Source organism: Endozoicomonas euniceicola (genome assembly GCF_025562755.1).
Taxonomy (GTDB): domain Bacteria; phylum Pseudomonadota; class Gammaproteobacteria; order Pseudomonadales; family Endozoicomonadaceae; genus Endozoicomonas_A; species Endozoicomonas_A euniceicola.
Genome location: NZ_CP103300.1, coordinates 3,458,784 through 3,475,367, shown reverse-complemented (window position 1 = coordinate 3,475,367; position 16,584 = coordinate 3,458,784). Strand labels below are relative to the sequence as shown.

Genomic DNA, 16,584 nt, shown 5'->3' with positions numbered 1-16,584 from the left:
AAACAAACCACAGGTACAGCTGTCAGAAACCACAACCGCCGTCAGAGAAACCACAACCGCCGTCAGAGAAACCGCCGCTACAACCGCCTCCAGAAAAATCACCAAAAATAACGCCTCCAAAGAAACTAGGAACAAAAGCGTCTTTAGAGGAACCACCATCCAAATAACTGCTTGTCTTTTTACTTGAGCTGGCAGTGCTTGTTATCCTCCCCAGACTCCGAACTCCACAGTTTTTCTCTATCGCCTCGGCGCACGCTGTTTTCCCATGCGCTACCGCACAATCCAACGCCGTTTTACCTTCGAGCCGTTCATTAATATTGTCCCTGAAATATTCATGTTCAAGCAAAAAAACAAGAATATTTAATGCACCAAAAGAACAGGCTTTATGGGTCAACTCCCACTGATCATGAAATTCTCCATATAATGAGTTAGCTAGCATGGACAAGTCAGACCTCCTATGAGATTCAACAAGATTGAATTCAAGAAAATCCGCTATCGCTTTAATAAAATCAGGAGAATCCTTTTTGGACTCGATTACTTTGCTACAAAGAATAAAAAACAACGAATGCTTGTTTTCGGATTTCTTTATTCTAGCCAGGGCCTGTTTACCTGCCGCATCTTTCAATAACAAGAATGACTGATAGTCACCCTTCAAACAGGTGTTATAAAAAGGACGACTCAAATTCACATCTAAATTCAGGTTGGATTCTAACATTTTCTCCAGAATCTGATAATCACTCTTCTTTGTTACCAGCGCCAGAGAGTGTGTAAGTAGATAATATGAATTATCGTATTCATCCCTAACAACCGGGTAAAGTCTAGGCTCCTCCCCAAAGTATTTGCTTAAAACAATTCGAGTGTCTGAATCATAGTGATACCAACGTTCAACATGAATCGGTTCTTTAATTTTAGTATTCACGTCAGCACCAGAATCTAATAACAAGAGGGCGCTTTCTTTTGCCTTTGGCAAATTTTTAAGCGCTATATGCAGAGGTGAAAGACGATTATATTTAAAATTAACCTTCACACCATGACCAATAAGCCGCTGTGTCAAGACTTTATATACATCATCAGCCGCTGCTTTAGCCATTAGCCACTTACCATCGAAACCACTAATAAACCACTTAACAATATTTTCCTCAGTAACTACGCCACTTTGAGTTGGTATTTGCACCGGAATTTTTTTAAGCAGGGGTAAGTTGATTCTGATATTTTTTTTCATCGCTCTGTCTAAAAGAAACGAACAACGATATGATGATGTATTATCTAATAAAGTGGATTCAATGGCTCGAATGATTTCCCTTCGATCTACCCAATTGGAGCGCCGGAAAAAAGAGCGAATTAAAGAGCGCCGGGGAGTCGGACTATCAACCTTAAGATTGCCGGAAGAACACTCATCCTCAACCGTACCATCTAAGTCTAAATAAACCGAATCCTGCGCCGGGGAGGTGGATAACTCTTTTGCGTTTTCACATCTCAAACAAATCGCTGGACCGGATTGCCCTTTACTGGCCAGGTTCTGAAAATCCGCTTCCGTCAATTCATGCTGGCATTCATCGCAGGTCAGTCCGCTAATCACCGAACCCTGGTTTGATCCTGAAGCCTGGTTATCCCTGTCGTCATCATTGCGGTCTTCTCCTCTACCGCCCTGACCACCTGACCCTCGCCGCTCAGCTCCGGAACTACCGCTCGCGGACGCTGAGGACAAGCTCACGGAAGTAATCTGCCCCCCTCCGGAAGCAGTGGGCTGACCCTCTTCGCCTCCCCCGGCGGCCTGTCTGACCAGTGCCTCATGGGCAATAAGTGATTCGTTCGTATCGGCTCCATCAACAACAGGCTCCGGAGCCAGGTAAACCATTATGCGCTGGCTGATCTCGCGGATCTGGGCGCTCAGCAACGCGGCCATGCGCACTGTGCTCATCGCTCCTACAGGAAGCATGGTTAACCGCCTGCCCTCACTGCCCCAGAGTATATTCAATACTTTTTCTCTGGCATTTCTCCGGGATAACAAGCCTGCCAGCTGTTTTAGCACGCTAAAGTAAGTCCACCCGGAATTCCCGGGTTGCTCCTTTTCCACAACCCACCCGGCCTCTTGCCGCAAATAGGCTTCGTAGGCGGGCACAAGTTGCTCTGCAAGGGATCTTTTCAGTAACAGTTCGTCGGGGGGGAGCTCTTCCAGCTCGTTAAGAATACGGGCAACAAGAGAGGGAGGCTGACCGGTTTCCTTGTCCATAAACCAGTTCAGCTCAGCCAGAAGCTGCTTCCTTTGATCTTTATAACGGAGCATTCTGGCTATAACCTGGTGCAATACTTCAGGCAAACGGGCAACACCCTGCTCTACCAGCAGCGCCCACTCATCGAGAGATAACGCCAGCTTGCGCTCTGACCCACCCACTTCCAAATAAATCAAAACTGAATTCTGATGGCTGCTCACCGACCCGCCCGGGAAGTCTGTCTGGCCGTCATCACCAAAAGGGAACTCCGGAGGCATGACCGAGATAGTCACCGGAGATTTCGGGAACAGTGTCAGTACCCAGGGCGGCCTTCTCTTGTCCTGATCAAAGAAATCGTCCCAGCCTCCGCCACCACCGCCACCGGAAAGCAACCGCTTTTGCTGCCCGCCTCCCGCTGGAATTAGCTGCCCCGTGTGATCAGGCACCTTTGGTTCGGGGTGGCGGGAATAATTTATCACCGCCATCTTTTTTATGGGAAAAAAAGACTCTCTGGACTCATTATCAAGCACTTTCCGGGTACAGTCAGGATCGAACTGGACACCAGATAAAGCAACCACCTGGTGTTCCCGGCTCAAGTCAAGTGCCACTTGACAGAGTTGCTGGTTGCTACTGGCAGATAGCGGCTTACAGCCCAGGGAGCGAGTCTGGCCTTCAGAAACAGCCCATAGGCTGCCTTTAGAAGCCGGGGTTGGGGTAATACAAAAAGCCAATTTATGACGACCGCCTTTTTCACCTGAAAAAGACGGTTGAAACAAAAACAAAAGAAGAGATTCCGGGAGCACGCCAAGAGCCGTCAGCTGGTAAACTGCGGAGTCAATAAATGGTCTGGCTTGCTGGTTAATTTCAGGGTCTGACGATTTGTGAAGGTTCTTTGTGTGGAAGGCAATATGCGGCCCGTCCCGATTCAACAGCAACAATGACGTACTTCCAAAGTCGTTTATTCCATAACTTTGATACCCATTTGCATTTTGCCAGAACAAGATTACCAATACAGCTGAGTAGAACCATTTCACGGTTTTCTCACATAAAAAAATAAAGTGGCAAAACGGAATAAAAAGTCCGGGCTGAAACAGTGTGTAAAAGTAGCACAGCATGTTACAAAGCATGAGAAAAATAAGTCTGGTGACACACTCCCTCCACTAAGGGAAGCAGCAGAACATAATATACCGCTGTTGGCTTTTGGCTTTTGGCTTTTGGCTTTTGGCGGTTGGCGGTTGGCGGTTGGCTGTATGAGCAGCTAATAGCCAAAAGCCAACAGCCCGGTAAGTTATTGAATGCTGCGCCCCTAAATCGGCAAGCCGATTCTAGTGGAGGCTTCTAATCGGGAATTACGTGCGACCCACTATGTCAAATAACATAGCCTCTCGCTGTCGTACAGGTTGCCGAACCACGACAGGGGAACTCTTTACACATACGCTGTGTCCCAGCGCATCGGCGGTAGAAGCCAGAAAACGGTTGTGTTTTCCTGATTTGTTTCTCGTAGTTAGTCCAGCAACGGTGACGCTTGAGTATTTCTCCAGAGGCTTATCTGTCTGTCGAGTAGGCTGTTGTCTCAGCCACCTTGAGGTTTCCACCAGCAACCGTCTGTTGCCATCGTGGATGATCCGTTATTGTCCCCAGACAATTATTATTTCCTATCTAAACGTTGCTTATAACCACCGATTATTCGTTCAATGACTTTATTGTCACCATTACAAAGTTCATTGACCGCCGGAAACTCTATTTCATATCGACTATTTCACACCTACAATGTTGGGCATTGAACACATACAATACTGGCAAGCCTTATGATTAAAAGCTGGAATAATAAATGAGTCAGGCCGAACAACCATTCATTGAACCGTGTCATCATGAAACATTAAACAGCCATACTGACAAAGAATGGCAACCCAGTCTCAGCCGTTTTTCAGGGCCAAAATACAAGGCTCTGGCCGATGCTATTGAAATAGCGATTACAGAGGGCGAACTCAATAACGGTGAACGTTTACCCACTCACCGGGCACTGGCCGATCAACTTGGCGTCACTATTGGGACTATTACCAGAGGCTATGCAGAAGCTGAGCGAAGACGCCTTGTGGTTGCCAGGGTCGGTAGTGGAACATTTGTACTTGGCAAAACCTGGGAGAGCCGCGACTTCAGTATTCCGGTCAATAAGAAAACAGAAGACGATATCATTGACTTAACCCTGAGCCTGACGGTTCCTGCCCGCAGAGAGCAGGTTCTGGCGGAAACTCTGTCAACACTGGCACAAAGCAGATCATCACTGTCTGAGCTTCTGGATTACCACACCGAAAACGGGCTGCCCAGACATCGCCAGGCTATCGTTCGCTGGCTTCGATACCACGGCATGGAAGCAGACGCTGACAACATCCTGATCACTTCTGGCGGGCAACATGCAACGGTTATGACGTTGCAGGGGCTTCTCCATCATAGCGATACGGTGGTATCCGATGAACTGACCTACCCCGGATTTATTAATGCGACTCGCCAGTTGCAGTTAAAACACCTGGGCTTACCCATGGATGATGACGGGCTGATTCCGTCAGCACTGGAAACCTGTTGCCAGCAACACCAGCCTCGCCTGTTATACCTGATGCCCAGCCTGCAAAATCCGACCGCATCGGTCATGCCCCTGAAACGGCGGCAGGAAATAATAGCCATTGCCAAACGTTACAACCTGCTCATTATTGAAGACGACGTTCAGTTTATCTCCCCCGAAAACCGGCTTCCTTCCCTCTACAGTCTGGCTCCCGAACAGGTGATCTATGTGTCAAGTTTTGCCAAGCATCTGGCAGGCGGCTTACGGGTCGGCTTTATCATCAGCCCTGTGGACTTACAACATAAAATAGCCATGGCATTACTAAGCAACTGCTGGATTACTCCCCCTCTTATGGCAGAAGTAGCCAGAGAATGGATAGATTCCGGAGAAGCCTGGCAACTGATAGCCTGGCAGCGGGAAGAAATCAGCCAGCGGCAGCAATTACTGCAACAAATACTGTCCGGCTTCGACGTGGTGTCACAACCCCATAGTTTTCATGCCTGGCTTAGATTGCCAGCGCCCTGGCGAGCTGAAACTTTTGTACGACACATGAAGGATAAAGGGGTAAAGCTGTTACCATCGGAGCTGTTCGCCGTTGGCAGTACGGCTGCACCTCAGGCGGTCCGGCTCTGTATCAGCACGCCCGACTCCCGTGAAAAACTGCGCACGGGTCTGGAAAGAATTAAAGAGACACTGAGCTCTGAGTCAATCGATATCATTCGTCCAATGGTGTTTTAATGTTCAGCAAACGACACGTAACCAATATCCTTCTGTTCGTGACAGGCTGGATCGTTTGTTTATCAACCAGTCCTACCAATGCCAGCAGCACCATAGCGCTTGCAACAACCCTCACCATTGTGCTCATTCATTTAAAATTTATGGGCAGCTGGGAAAAAGAGAAAGAGGTTTTGTTAATTACTCTGCTGCTGGGCTCTGCTGTCGACAGTTTTGCAGGCAACCTGAATCTGCTTGAGTTTTCCACCAGCAACCGCCTGTTGCCATTGTGGATGGCGTGTGTCTGGGCATTGGCAGGAACGACGTTACGGCACGGTATGACGTTATGCCAGAGCAACTACTGGCGTGCCTCACTGGCTGGTTTTCTTTTCGGTCTGGTTCACTATTTTTCAATTAACCAGATCAGCGATGTCGCTTTATCGTCTCCGGCCTGGTTATCTATTGTGCTGATGGCGATTGTCTGGTCAATTTTGGCTCCGGTACTGATGGCATTTTCAACAGTCTGGCTGGAACGCTACAAAAGAAGCAATATGTAGTTGAAATGTCCTGGCAGTTTGAGATAAAAAGTCACAAGCGATGAGCCTATAAATAAAAAATTAAGCTCTCGACTTAAGGAAAAACAAATAACGAACAGGGGTGAAGTGCATATGAGCACGCCTGCCAATGCTTCAGATATCAGTACTTTACTTAAACATAAGGCAGTAGACGTTAAAGCATGGTTCGAGTCCGGAACCAGTGATGTTGATGGTTTAATCGTCCGCAAACGTCCGGCCCATGCTGAAATCACAGAGTTTATTGCGGCGGAGAAAGAAAGGGAGCCTGACCGGGCTCGCTTTGACCTTACTGTGCAATACGGCGAGAAGCGCTGGATTGTCAGGCTGGAAATGGCATTTCACAGTCTGCGCTGGGTGTCTGAAGACTCAATCAAGATGCCGGGGTTGATGTTCAGCGCACTGACACCCGATGGCGTGCCGACACCCATTGCCTATTACAACCTGAAATACACATCCGTTCTGGATGCCATGGACCCGGAAACCTGGTGCAAAGGCTGGATTCAGAAAATTCTGAAACACCCCGATATCAAGCACCTGTTTGCCCATAAAATTGAAGTGCCTGAAGAAGAGTTGGAAGAGTGAATAAAAAAAGCCCGGTCTCAAATGAGCCGGGCTAAAACTATCAATAAAAACTCTCAATAAAAACTATCAGATGGGTCTGTTACCGTATTCGCCGGAGGGCTTCTGGGGTGGATCTGCGGTAACGTTCGATGGTACTTCTTCTATCTCGCCCCCCTTGGCCAGAAAGGCTTCAATCTGAGAATTGAGGCTCTCTCTAAGCTTTTTGCGAGACTCTACTGTTCTTTGATCCGCTGGTTCGTCGCGACTTCCCAAAAAACCTATGTCGACACCATCAAAACCAGCAGCAGCTTTTTTCGGCGTTCTCCGTGCCATAGCTCGATCCTCTTGGATACTGGTTCAGGAGCATCTGCTCCAAACTGATTGTAAATGTATGTTTCCGATTTTTTATAGTTATAGTCCAGCGTAATTAAAACGCTAGTTCGGTAATACCCTCCGGTGTCTGTCGGTTAAATTAAAATGAACTTAAGTTTTTATTTAAAATCATAATTACTTATATAGCTGACCTTGTAAAGTTACAATGACGATTCTTTGTCACTTTTTCAAATTCCCGTAAAGCCTCCCCCTTTTCAGTCGATGGCACTGAGTTATCAGGATTCAGGATTATTACGTTTGATGAAGCTGACAGGCAAAGTGGAACAGGGTTATTTAGCTCTATGTTTTCTGTTTTTTTCAGCACTGGTGCCAGCCCGTGAGCTGAACCCTTTCGGCTGTCAGTTCAAGGATATGGAAGCTTTCTACAAAAAAAAACTCGGCATAGAGACCGCACGCGTTGACTACCAGTTCATACGGGTTAAAGACCACAGAGTTCAGGGCTATGCCCAGCAAACTGGCAGAGGGCAGTATCGTATAACACTGGCTGACTGGCTGGAAGACAGTGAGCTGAGGGTCACTCTCGCCCATGAGCTGGTACACGTCAAACAGCTGGAAAGGGGGGAGATAGACACTACGGAGTTTGAAAAACACTATCTGGACCGAAGCTTCGAAGATGAAGCCTTCCGGCTCAGTCTGCCAATGGCGGCAGAGTTTTTTACCCGTTACAAGTGTAGAAAAGACCATCCAGCGACCAATAAAAAACCGGATCGCAGCGACTGATACCACTGCAACCCGGTTCCCGTTTATTTTATCAATAACCTGTCGTCAGACTTCACTCCTGCTCTTCCCATTTCAGGCTGCGCTCAACCGCTTTCTTCCAGCCTTTGTACAGTTTTGCACGACGCCCTTCTTCCATGGCAGGGAAATAAGTACGGTCAACGGACACTTTATCCTTCAGCTCGTCGGTATTCTTCCAGAAGCCCACTGCCAGACCCGCCAGGTACGCAGAGCCGGCGGCGGTGGATTCTGTAACCGTTGGACGAACCACTTCTTTTTTCAGGATGTCAGACTGGAACTGCATCAGGAAGTTGTTAGCCACGGCACCACCGTCAACACGCAGTTGTTTCATTTCAATACCGGCATCCTGCTGCATGGCCTCAATCAGGTCCCGGGACTGGTAGGCAATGGCCTCCAGGGTTGCACGCACAATGTGGTTACGGTTAGCACCACGGGTCAGGCCAAAGATGGAGCCACGGGCATAAGGATCCCAGTAAGGCGCACCGAGCCCTACGAAAGCAGGAATCATATAAACACCATTGGTGTCTTTTACCTTGCTGGCAAAGTATTCAGTGTCAGCCGCATCCCGCACCAGACCCAGTTCATCACGCAACCATTGAACAGAGGCACCGCCCATAAAGACAGAACCTTCCAGGGCATACTGAACCTTGCCGCCAATGCCAAAGGCAATAGTCGTCAGCAGACCATTCTCAGATTTAACCGGTTCTTCACCCGTGTTCATCAGCAGAAAACAACCTGTGCCGTAGGTATTCTTAGCCATGCCTTTTTCATGGCACATCTGACCGAACAGAGCAGCCTGCTGATCACCGGCCATACCGGCAACAGGAATACGGGTACCCCCTTTACCACCAATGTTGGTCTGCCCATAAACCTCAGAACTGGACTTCACTTCCGGCAGCATGCTGCGGGGAATATCCAGAGCTTTCAACAGGGTTTCGTCCCAGTCCAGCTTGTTAATGTCAAACAGCATGGTACGGGAAGCGTTGGTGTAATCGGTGACATGGGCACGACCATTGGTCAGCTTCCAGGTTAGCCAGGTGTCAATGGTGCCGAACAACAGCTCACCTTTCTCAGCCCGTTCACGAGCGCCTTCGACGTTATCGAGAATCCACTTGACTTTGGTGCCGGAGAAGTAAGCGTCCAGTACCAGACCGGTGGTTTCGCGAATATGACTTTCCAGCCCTTCTTTTCTGAGTTGCTCACAGATATCCGTTGTACGACGGCACTGCCAGACAATGGCGTTGTAAACCGGCCGTCCGGTATCCTTGTCCCAGACGACAGTGGTCTCACGCTGGTTGGTAATGCCCAGTGCCGCCACTTCATCAGAGGGAATACCCGTCTTTGCCAGCACTTCGGTCAACACAGAGCTTTGAGTCGCCCAGATTTCCATCGGGTCGTGCTCAACCCAGCCCGGCTGGGGATAGTGCTGGGTAAACTCGCGCTGGGAAGTCCCTACAATGTCACCGTCGTGGTTGAAAATGATGGCACGGGAGCTGGTTGTGCCCTGGTCCAGAGAAACAACGTACTTTTTTTCTGTGGTCATAATTTAAATTCCTTATTAATCACTTATTGCTCAGCCTGTGAGCCATATTTCGGATTAAGCAGTTTTGATTTCACAGCCAGGGGTTGCACACTGGGCCGGCTCAACCTGTTTACCCAGCAGATTGATATAGACCCAGGCACCAGACAGCGCGCCAGTAATCGGGGCAATAATCGGAACCCAGAAATAAGGGTTGGCACGGGCACCGGTCAGGGCCACCTCACCCCAGCCAGCCATAAAGGCAAACAGCTTGGGACCAAAGTCGCGGGCAGGGTTCATGGCAAAACCGGTCAGGGGGCCGAAGGAGGAACCGATAACGGCAATCAGGATACCGATGAGCAGGGCAGACGTCGCACCGTTGGCAACGCCATTATTATCATCGCCAATGGCCAGAATGCCGGCCATCAATACGGCAGTAATCATAAATTCAACAGCAAAGGCCTGGGCATTGGATAACGAGCTGTGAGCGTAAGTGGAGAAAATACCGGCGGTGGCCAGACTTTCCTCTGAACCACGTACAATGCCGTTAGCCAGCTCGTAGTCTGCAAACAGGTTGCTGTACAGGAAATAAACCAGTGCGGCGGAACAGAAAGCGCCCAGCACCTGAGCAACGATATAAGGCAGAACCTTATGCTTCTCAAAGCCTTTGAATGTCGCCAGGGCAATAGTAACCGCAGGATTAATATGAGCTCCGGAAATACCGCCCGTCACATAGATAGCAATGGCAACGCCCAGACCCCAGACAATGGATATTTCCCACTGACCAAAGTCAACACCCGCCACAACCAGTGCCGCTACACAACCAACGCCAAAAAAAATCAGCAGGCCTGTACCGATAAACTCGGCAAGACACGCTCCTAACAATGATTTACGCATAATCGCTTCCGCCGCCGTGGGTTAAGAAATTCTTGGTTCAGACCTGACTTTAAACAATTTAAAAAAACTATTTAAAGCGGCCTCAGTGGGCACGAATTCTTACAAATAGCAACAAAGCTGATCAAGCGTACCAGGTTGACTCAGATCAATTAACTTTCAAAAATGTGCATTTCCGTAGGAAAAAACTCACAAAACACCGCCCAAAACAACACAAACCATCATTTGATTTCTTTTCGAATCATCGAAAACTATTACTTTTTGCACGGAAAAATTTCGAATATTAACAACACAAACCGACTTAGCACCAAAAGAATATTAAACGAACATATTCGAATACTGATCCAGATCATTTTTAAATTCCTGCTGCCTGTTTATAGTGCCCGCCACCGATCACAAACGAACATTTTGAAACATTTTCTGGCTAAGCATTATCGCTTTTCTTAACAGCCATTATGACTAAGCCAGTAACCACGAGTCCGGGCAAAAACCAGCTGATGGATTGACTGAGAAGAGTCACCGAATGAAACAAATAGAGACCGAAGTCGTCATTATTGGCGGCGGCGCAACAGGCGCCGGAGTTCTGCGGGACTGCGCACTGCGGGGAATGCGTGCCATTCTGGTTGAAAAAGACGATATTGCGAATGGTACCACGGGCCGTAATCATGGCCTGATGCATTCCGGTGCGCGTTATGCAGTAACCGACCAGCACTCTGCGGTTGAATGCATTAAAGAGAACCGAATCCTGAGAAAAATCGCCGGTCACTGCATTGAAGAAACCGACGGCCTGTTTATCACTCTGCCTGAAGACGAACTCTCTTTTCAGGACAAATTCATTAGCGCCTGTCACAGCGCCGGTATCAGTGCCGAACCCCTGACACCGGCGGAAGCCCTGCGTATTGAACCGAACGTCAACCCTCAGCTGCTCGGTGCCGTGCGGGTACCGGATGGAACCATCGACCCTTTCCGTCTGACCGCCTCCAGTATTCTGGATGCGGAGGAATACGGCGGTCGTCTTATGAATTACATCAGGGTAACAGGGCTTATTATTGACAATGGCCGCGTCTGTGGCGTCCACTGCATCAACGTTAAAACCGGCGAAGCTGTTGATATCCGCGCTTTACAGGTGGTCAACGCAGCCGGTATCTGGGGACAACAGATTGCCGAATACGCCGACTTGTCCATTCGCATGTTCCCCGCCAAAGGCTCGCTGCTGATTGTCGATTATCGCATTAACAGCATGGTCATTAACCGCTGTCGTAAACCCGCTGACGCCGACATTCTGGTGCCGGGGGACACCATTTCCCTGATTGGCACCACTTCGGAAAAAGTCCCTTACCAGGACATCGAAAATATCCGCGTCAATCCAGACGAAGTCGAAACCCTGCTGACGGAAGGAACAAAGCTTTGCCCGATTATGGCGCAAACCCGGGTACTGCGAGCCTACTGCGGTGTACGCCCACTGGTGTCTCTGGGTAACGACTCATCCGGTCGGAATATCAGTCGCGGCATTGTGCTGGTTGATCACGGGGAAGCTGACGCCCTGCCCGGCCTGATCACCATCACTGGCGGCAAACTGATGACCAGTCGCCTAATGGCTGAAATGGCCACCGACGCCGTGGCCAAAAACCTCGGCAATTCCAGTCGCTGCGAAACCGCAGAAAAACCCCTGCCCGGTGCCAGAGGTCAACAGGCAGAGATTCATGCTCCTAAGGTATCCATCCCGGTATCCGGTTCGGCGAAATACCGTCACGGTGAACGGGCCGCCAGTTTTTTGTCTGACGACCAAAAGCAGAACGCCATTATCTGTGAGTGTGAAATGGTGACCCGTGGTGAAATTGAATACGCCGTAAATAACCTGAATGCGAAAAACCTGGTTGACCTTCGTCGTCGAACCCGTATTGGTATGGGCCCTTGTCAGGGTGAAATGTGCTCTTGCCGCGCCGCAGGCATCGTCAGTGAAATGACTCACTCTGATAATTCAGAAAATGCCCTGGACAGCATTGGTGAGTTCCTGCAGGAACGCTGGAAAGGGGTTCGCCCGGTGCTCTGGGGTGACGCCATGTGTGAAGCTGACTTCAGTTACTGGCTATACGACAACCTGCTGGGATATAACCAGCTGCAATCCATTCCAGCACCCGTATCTGAGCAGCTATGTACTGAGCAACTGTCTACTGAGCAAAAGAGCATCGCCGCTGTGGAGTCCGTATGAAATACAACAGCATTATTATTGGCGGTGGCCTCGCCGGTCTGACCAGCGCCATCCGCTGCGCTGAAGCCGGCCTGAAAACCGCCCTGATCAGTGCCGGTGACAGCGCCCTGACCTTTGCCTCGGGTTCCATCGATGTTCTGGGCTTTCGCCAGAACAACGCATTAGTGGACTATCCCTTTGAAGCCATCAGTCAGCTGCCTGACGGCCACCCCTACCGGAAACTGGGGGCTGATCAGGTCAGGCAGAGCCTGAATTTTTTTACCGGGCAAATGGCGCAAGCCGGTATCGAAATGTCCTGTCACGGACAACAAAACCACAGTCGTTTAACTGCGTTGGGAGCCATGCGCCCTGCCTGGCTGAGCCAGCCAGGCGCCAAGCCCCTGTCGCTTGCTGAACCGGCAGCAGGACTGCGGCGTGTCGCCATCATTAACATTGCTGGCTGCCGGGATTTTCAGCCCGCACTGCTGGCGGCAGGGTTGAAAAAGCACACTGACTTTGCCGGTGTTGAATTGACCATAGGAGATATCAGGGCTGACACCATAAGCCTCACCGCCAGAAATGTTTACGAACTCCGCTCACTGGAAATAGCCCGCCTGCTTAAGCGCGACCTGTTCAGTCGGCCAGAAGGCCTGACAACGCTTGCCTCAGCCATTAACAAGGCAGCGGGAAACGCTGACCTTGTCGTCTTGCCATCGGTACTGGCGGTTGAAAATGGCAACCAGCTGATCCACCAGCTTGAGGCTCATACAGGGCTTCGCCTCTGTGAACTTGCAACCCTGCCTCCGTCCCTGCCGGGCATGCGTATGGCAAGCGCCCTGAGGCAGCGTTATCGTCAACTGGGCGGCTTGTTGCTGGAAGGTGATGAGGTGGTCTCAGGGAATTTTGACAATGATCGGCTGCTCTCAATTACTACACGACTAAACCCGTCTATGCCCCTGACGGCTGATCATTTTGTGCTGGCAACCGGAAGCTTCTTCAGCCGTGGCCTCGACAGCAACCCGTCCAGCCTGACCGACAAAACCTTTAATCTGGACGTGGTGACAGCCGGTCAGCGTCAGCACTGGTCAAACCAGCACTTTCTTAACGGCAGCCAGCACCCATTCTGTTATTTTGGCATTGAGACCAATGACCATTTCAATCCTTATCAGGAAGGACAGGTAATCGGTAACCTGTACTGTGCCGGGGCGGTCCTGGGCGGTTTTAATCCGGTGGCCGAAGCCAGTGCCGGTGGCGTTGCCATCAGTACCGGCTGGCTTGCAGCTAAGCAGATTACTGCACAGTACAGCGACGTAAGAGGCAACCATGTTGAATCTCATTAATACCAGTTTTGACAACTGCCTTAAATGTACCGTGTGTACCACTCGCTGCCCCGTGGCAGAAGCCAATCCGGATTATCCCGGCCCCAAGCAGGCAGGGCCGGATGGTGAACGCCTGCGCATCAAAAATCCACAGCTGTATGACGAAGCTCTGAAACACTGCACCAACTGCAAGCGCTGTGAAGTAGCCTGCCCTTCCGGTGTCCATGTGGGTACGGTGATCCAGCTGGCAAAAGCCAGACATGGTGGCTTTAAAAAAGGGCCACGGGAATTCATGCTCAGTCATACCGACCTGATGGGTAGCCTGTCGTCACCGGCCGCCCCCATCGTTAACGCGATGACGAAACTGAAACCGGTGAAAAAGCTGCTGGATAAAACCCTGGGAATTGACCAGCGTCGTACTTTTCCAAAGTACACTGGCGAGACTTTCCGCAGCTGGTTTAACAAGCAGTCAGGCACCCAGGCGTCCTTCCAGCGGCAAATCAGTTTCTTTCACGGCTGTTTTACCAACTTCAATGACCCGACGGTGGGTAAAGACCTGGTGGCTGTACTCAATGCCATGAACATTGGTGTCAGCCTGCTGAAAAAAGAGAAATGCTGTGGCGTGCCTTTGATTGCCAATGGCTTCTTCAACAAGGCCCGTAAAAACGCTGAACTGAATATGAGCCAGTTCGCCCACTCACTCACCAAAACCGAGTGCGTCATAGCCACTGAGCCAAGCTGCGCCATGACGCTGCGTGATGAATACCCGGAGGTGCTGGAGGTGGATAACAGCGCTGTGAAAGACCGGATTTTCTTTGCGGCAGCTTTTATCGCCCGTGAGTTTGCCCGGGGTAATCTGCCGGATATGAAACCCGTGCCTCTGCGTGTGGCCTATCACAGCCCGTGTCACCTGATTAAAGCCGGTGGCGTCATTTACACCATGGAACTGCTGAACAGCATTCCGGGGCTGGAGGTGATAATGCTGGATCAGAAGTGCTGCGGCCTGTCCGGCACTTACGGTTTCAAAAAAGAAAACTACCGCACCTCCCAGAGCATTGGTCAGGGCATTTTTGACCAGATTGAGGCACTGGATGTGGATTATGTGGTGACAGACTGTCAATCCTGCAAAATGCAGGTGGAAATGAACACGGACCGTACGGTTTTACATCCGTTAACGCTTTTAGCCCAATCCTTGACCTGAGCCGGACAAACCAGAACCTGGCAATCGTATGATGACGCTGTATTGCCACGTATTGAATGCTTATGGAAGCCGAAAAAATAACTCGACCCGCTATACAACTGCCACAAAGCCGTCGCCATGCAATGATCATTAAACTGATCGAGCAGGAAGGCTTTGTGACCACAGAAGGGTTGGTTCGCCATTTCAATGTGACCCCACAAACCATACGACGGGATTTGAATGAGCTGGGTCGGCTCGGACAAATCAGTCGTCATCATGGTGGAGCCGGACTGCCGAACAGCAGTACTGAAAACACCCAGTACAGTGAACGCAAACAACAGCTCAATTCAGAAAAAGATCGCATCGCCAGGGAGTTGGTCAAACGCATCCCCGACGGTTCATCTCTTTTTATTGATATTGGTACCTCCACAGAATCCGTCGCCAGGGCACTTCTGAATCATAACCACCTGAAAGTGGTCAGCAACAACCTGCACGTCGCCTCTATTCTGCTGGCACGGGATGATTTTACCGTCATTGTTGCCGGTGGCGAGGTTCGTAATCGGGACGGGGGCGTTATCGGAGAGGCCACCCGGGATTTTATCGGTCAGTTTCGTATGGACTTTGCCATCACAGGTATCAGCGGAATTGACCTGGACGGTACGCTACTGGACTTCGACTACCAGGAAGTACGTGTTGCCCAGGCCATGATGGCAAATGCCCGGAAAGTATTCACAATAGCGGATCACAGCAAGTTTGGCCGAAGTGCAATGATCCGGCAGGGGCATATCAGGGATATAGATGCCCTGTTTACCGACGTACAGCCACCCGCACCATTGCTGGAACAGCTGAAACAGGGGCAAACAGAAATAGTCGTGTGTTAATAAACGACGACGGTAGAAGGAAAAACCCTTCTACCCACTTAAAACTCAAAGAGCCGTCATTCTTCTCTCGATGCAGGCTTTAATAACTCTCTTGCGGCTTCCATTTCAGCCAGTTCTTTTTGGGCCAGAAGATAGGTTTCAATCTTCTGAAGATTTTCACCCAGATCATTCAGGCCAAAGCCTGGCTCGCTATAAGCATCCGGCTTATTCACCAGCTCAACCATGCCTTTGATGTATTCAGACTCCTGTTCAAGCGCATTGAACCCTTTTGGATTTGATGCCTTGATGTGGTTATAAGCTTCAACGGCCTTTGTTTTCCGAGCCTTAAGGCTTGTTTCCGATGCAGCTACCGCTTTATTCAGCGCAGATAGGCGACACCTTTTCACCGCAATACTGGCGTACTTAAAGCTTTTGGTTTTGAACAACGTTTTTATAAAGACCCCGATCTGCTCCATTGTTTTTATTTTGCCGAACTTTTTCAAAGCGCCTTTGGCATTTTTTGGGTCTACCTGGTCGATAAGGCTGAAATGTCGGTTTTCATCCCTGCCAACAACAACTTTTCTGGTACTGAACACCGCTTCATTTTTTGAACTCACATTACCGCGCCCAACCAACAACGCCCTCTGAGCACTTTCATGACTGACTGACTCCATCATATCCAAATCCCCCGTAAATGATGTCATTTGAACTGATGCTGAGTAAACCATTGCCATGACGAGTATTCACTAACCAGCTTGTTATTCCCTGGTTCTGCCGCCGTTACTTGCAGCGGCTGCCTGGAGCGTTCTGTTATGTTGCGGTTGTATTGTGTCCCAATTGGGCCACTCTTGCATAGTGAAGGATAAT

At 49.8% G+C, this 16,584-nt stretch carries 13 protein-coding genes; 8 read left to right on the top strand and 5 right to left on the bottom strand.

Going from position 1 to position 16,584, the window contains the following annotated elements:
- Positions 1–22: 22 nt before the first annotated feature.
- On the bottom strand, positions 23–2,320 hold the full coding sequence (locus NX720_RS14065) for a hypothetical protein (RefSeq protein ID WP_262595437.1): 2,298 nt from the start codon (positions 2,318–2,320) through the stop codon (positions 23–25).
- Between the two features lie 1,724 nt (positions 2,321–4,044).
- Here NX720_RS14065 and NX720_RS14060 point away from each other — a divergent pair.
- The 3 genes from NX720_RS14060 (at position 4,045) to NX720_RS14050 (ending at position 6,644) form a co-directional block, all read left to right on the top strand.
- On the top strand, positions 4,045–5,511 hold the full coding sequence (locus tag NX720_RS14060; RefSeq protein WP_262595436.1) for an aminotransferase-like domain-containing protein: 1,467 nt from the start codon (positions 4,045–4,047) through the stop codon (positions 5,509–5,511).
- Positions 5,511–6,044, top strand: a complete 534-nt coding sequence (locus NX720_RS14055) for a DUF2878 domain-containing protein (protein ID WP_262595435.1) — start codon at positions 5,511–5,513, stop codon at positions 6,042–6,044. The genes NX720_RS14060 and NX720_RS14055 overlap by 1 nt, the downstream gene beginning before the upstream one ends.
- A 111-nt stretch (positions 6,045–6,155) precedes the next feature.
- A complete protein-coding gene (locus tag NX720_RS14050; protein ID WP_262595434.1) occupies positions 6,156–6,644 on the top strand; it encodes a hypothetical protein in 489 nt (162 codons plus the stop codon).
- Between the two features lie 66 nt (positions 6,645–6,710).
- Here NX720_RS14050 and NX720_RS14045 read toward each other — a convergent pair whose 3' ends face one another.
- On the bottom strand, positions 6,711–6,956 hold the full coding sequence (locus NX720_RS14045; RefSeq protein WP_262565815.1) for a hypothetical protein: 246 nt from the start codon (positions 6,954–6,956) through the stop codon (positions 6,711–6,713).
- 297 nt (positions 6,957–7,253) lie between these two features.
- Here NX720_RS14045 and NX720_RS14040 point away from each other — a divergent pair, with 297 nt between their 5' ends.
- The gene (locus tag NX720_RS14040) at positions 7,254–7,736 is read left to right on the top strand and encodes a hypothetical protein (protein WP_262595433.1); all 483 of its coding nucleotides are present in this window, start codon (positions 7,254–7,256) and stop codon (positions 7,734–7,736) included.
- Positions 7,737–7,788: 52 nt separating this feature from the next.
- Here the strand turns inward: NX720_RS14040 and glpK are convergent, their stop codons facing one another.
- Both glpK and NX720_RS14030 read right to left on the bottom strand, forming a co-directional pair.
- Entirely contained in the window at positions 7,789–9,297 is a 1,509-nt protein-coding gene (gene glpK, locus NX720_RS14035) for a glycerol kinase GlpK (protein ID WP_262595432.1), read from the bottom strand.
- Between the two features lie 54 nt (positions 9,298–9,351).
- Positions 9,352–10,170 (bottom strand): MIP/aquaporin family protein, encoded by an 819-nt coding sequence (locus tag NX720_RS14030; protein ID WP_262595431.1) that lies wholly within the window; start codon positions 10,168–10,170, stop codon positions 9,352–9,354.
- Between the two features lie 520 nt (positions 10,171–10,690).
- Here NX720_RS14030 and glpA point away from each other — a divergent pair.
- The 4 genes from glpA (at position 10,691) to NX720_RS14010 (ending at position 15,738) form a co-directional block, all read left to right on the top strand.
- Positions 10,691–12,379 (top strand): anaerobic glycerol-3-phosphate dehydrogenase subunit A, encoded by a 1,689-nt coding sequence (glpA, locus tag NX720_RS14025; protein ID WP_262595430.1) that lies wholly within the window; start codon positions 10,691–10,693, stop codon positions 12,377–12,379.
- Positions 12,376–13,698, top strand: a complete 1,323-nt coding sequence (glpB, locus tag NX720_RS14020) for a glycerol-3-phosphate dehydrogenase subunit GlpB (protein ID WP_262595429.1) — start codon at positions 12,376–12,378, stop codon at positions 13,696–13,698. Before glpA ends, glpB begins: the two co-directional genes overlap by 4 nt.
- On the top strand, positions 13,682–14,878 hold the full coding sequence (gene glpC, locus NX720_RS14015) for an anaerobic glycerol-3-phosphate dehydrogenase subunit GlpC (protein WP_262595428.1): 1,197 nt from the start codon (positions 13,682–13,684) through the stop codon (positions 14,876–14,878). The genes glpB and glpC overlap by 17 nt, the downstream gene beginning before the upstream one ends.
- A 98-nt stretch (positions 14,879–14,976) precedes the next feature.
- Entirely contained in the window at positions 14,977–15,738 is a 762-nt protein-coding gene (locus NX720_RS14010; RefSeq protein ID WP_262601580.1) for a DeoR/GlpR family transcriptional regulator, read from the top strand.
- A 56-nt stretch (positions 15,739–15,794) separates the two neighbouring features.
- Here NX720_RS14010 and NX720_RS14005 read toward each other — a convergent pair whose 3' ends face one another.
- A complete protein-coding gene (locus tag NX720_RS14005; RefSeq protein ID WP_262595427.1) occupies positions 15,795–16,421 on the bottom strand; it encodes a hypothetical protein in 627 nt (208 codons plus the stop codon).
- Between the last annotated feature and the right edge of the window lie 163 nt (positions 16,422–16,584).

Bases quoted from the DNA above. Each gene is read 5' to 3' on its own strand.
- glpC (WP_262595428.1), top strand. From the start codon at position 13,682: ATGTTGAATCTCATTAATACCAGTTTTGACAACTGCCTTAAATGTACC.
- glpK (WP_262595432.1), bottom strand. From the start codon at position 9,297: ATGACCACAGAAAAAAAGTACGTTGTTTCTCTGGACCAGGGCACAACC.
- glpA (WP_262595430.1), top strand. From the start codon at position 10,691: ATGAAACAAATAGAGACCGAAGTCGTCATTATTGGCGGCGGCGCAACA.
- NX720_RS14055 (WP_262595435.1), top strand. From the start codon at position 5,511: ATGTTCAGCAAACGACACGTAACCAATATCCTTCTGTTCGTGACAGGC.
- NX720_RS14045 (WP_262565815.1), bottom strand. From the start codon at position 6,956: ATGGCACGGAGAACGCCGAAAAAAGCTGCTGCTGGTTTTGATGGTGTC.
- NX720_RS14060 (WP_262595436.1), top strand. From the start codon at position 4,045: ATGAGTCAGGCCGAACAACCATTCATTGAACCGTGTCATCATGAAACA.
- glpB (WP_262595429.1), top strand. From the start codon at position 12,376: ATGAAATACAACAGCATTATTATTGGCGGTGGCCTCGCCGGTCTGACC.
- NX720_RS14005 (WP_262595427.1), bottom strand. From the start codon at position 16,421: ATGACATCATTTACGGGGGATTTGGATATGATGGAGTCAGTCAGTCAT.
- NX720_RS14050 (WP_262595434.1), top strand. From the start codon at position 6,156: ATGAGCACGCCTGCCAATGCTTCAGATATCAGTACTTTACTTAAACAT.
- NX720_RS14030 (WP_262595431.1), bottom strand. From the start codon at position 10,170: ATGCGTAAATCATTGTTAGGAGCGTGTCTTGCCGAGTTTATCGGTACA.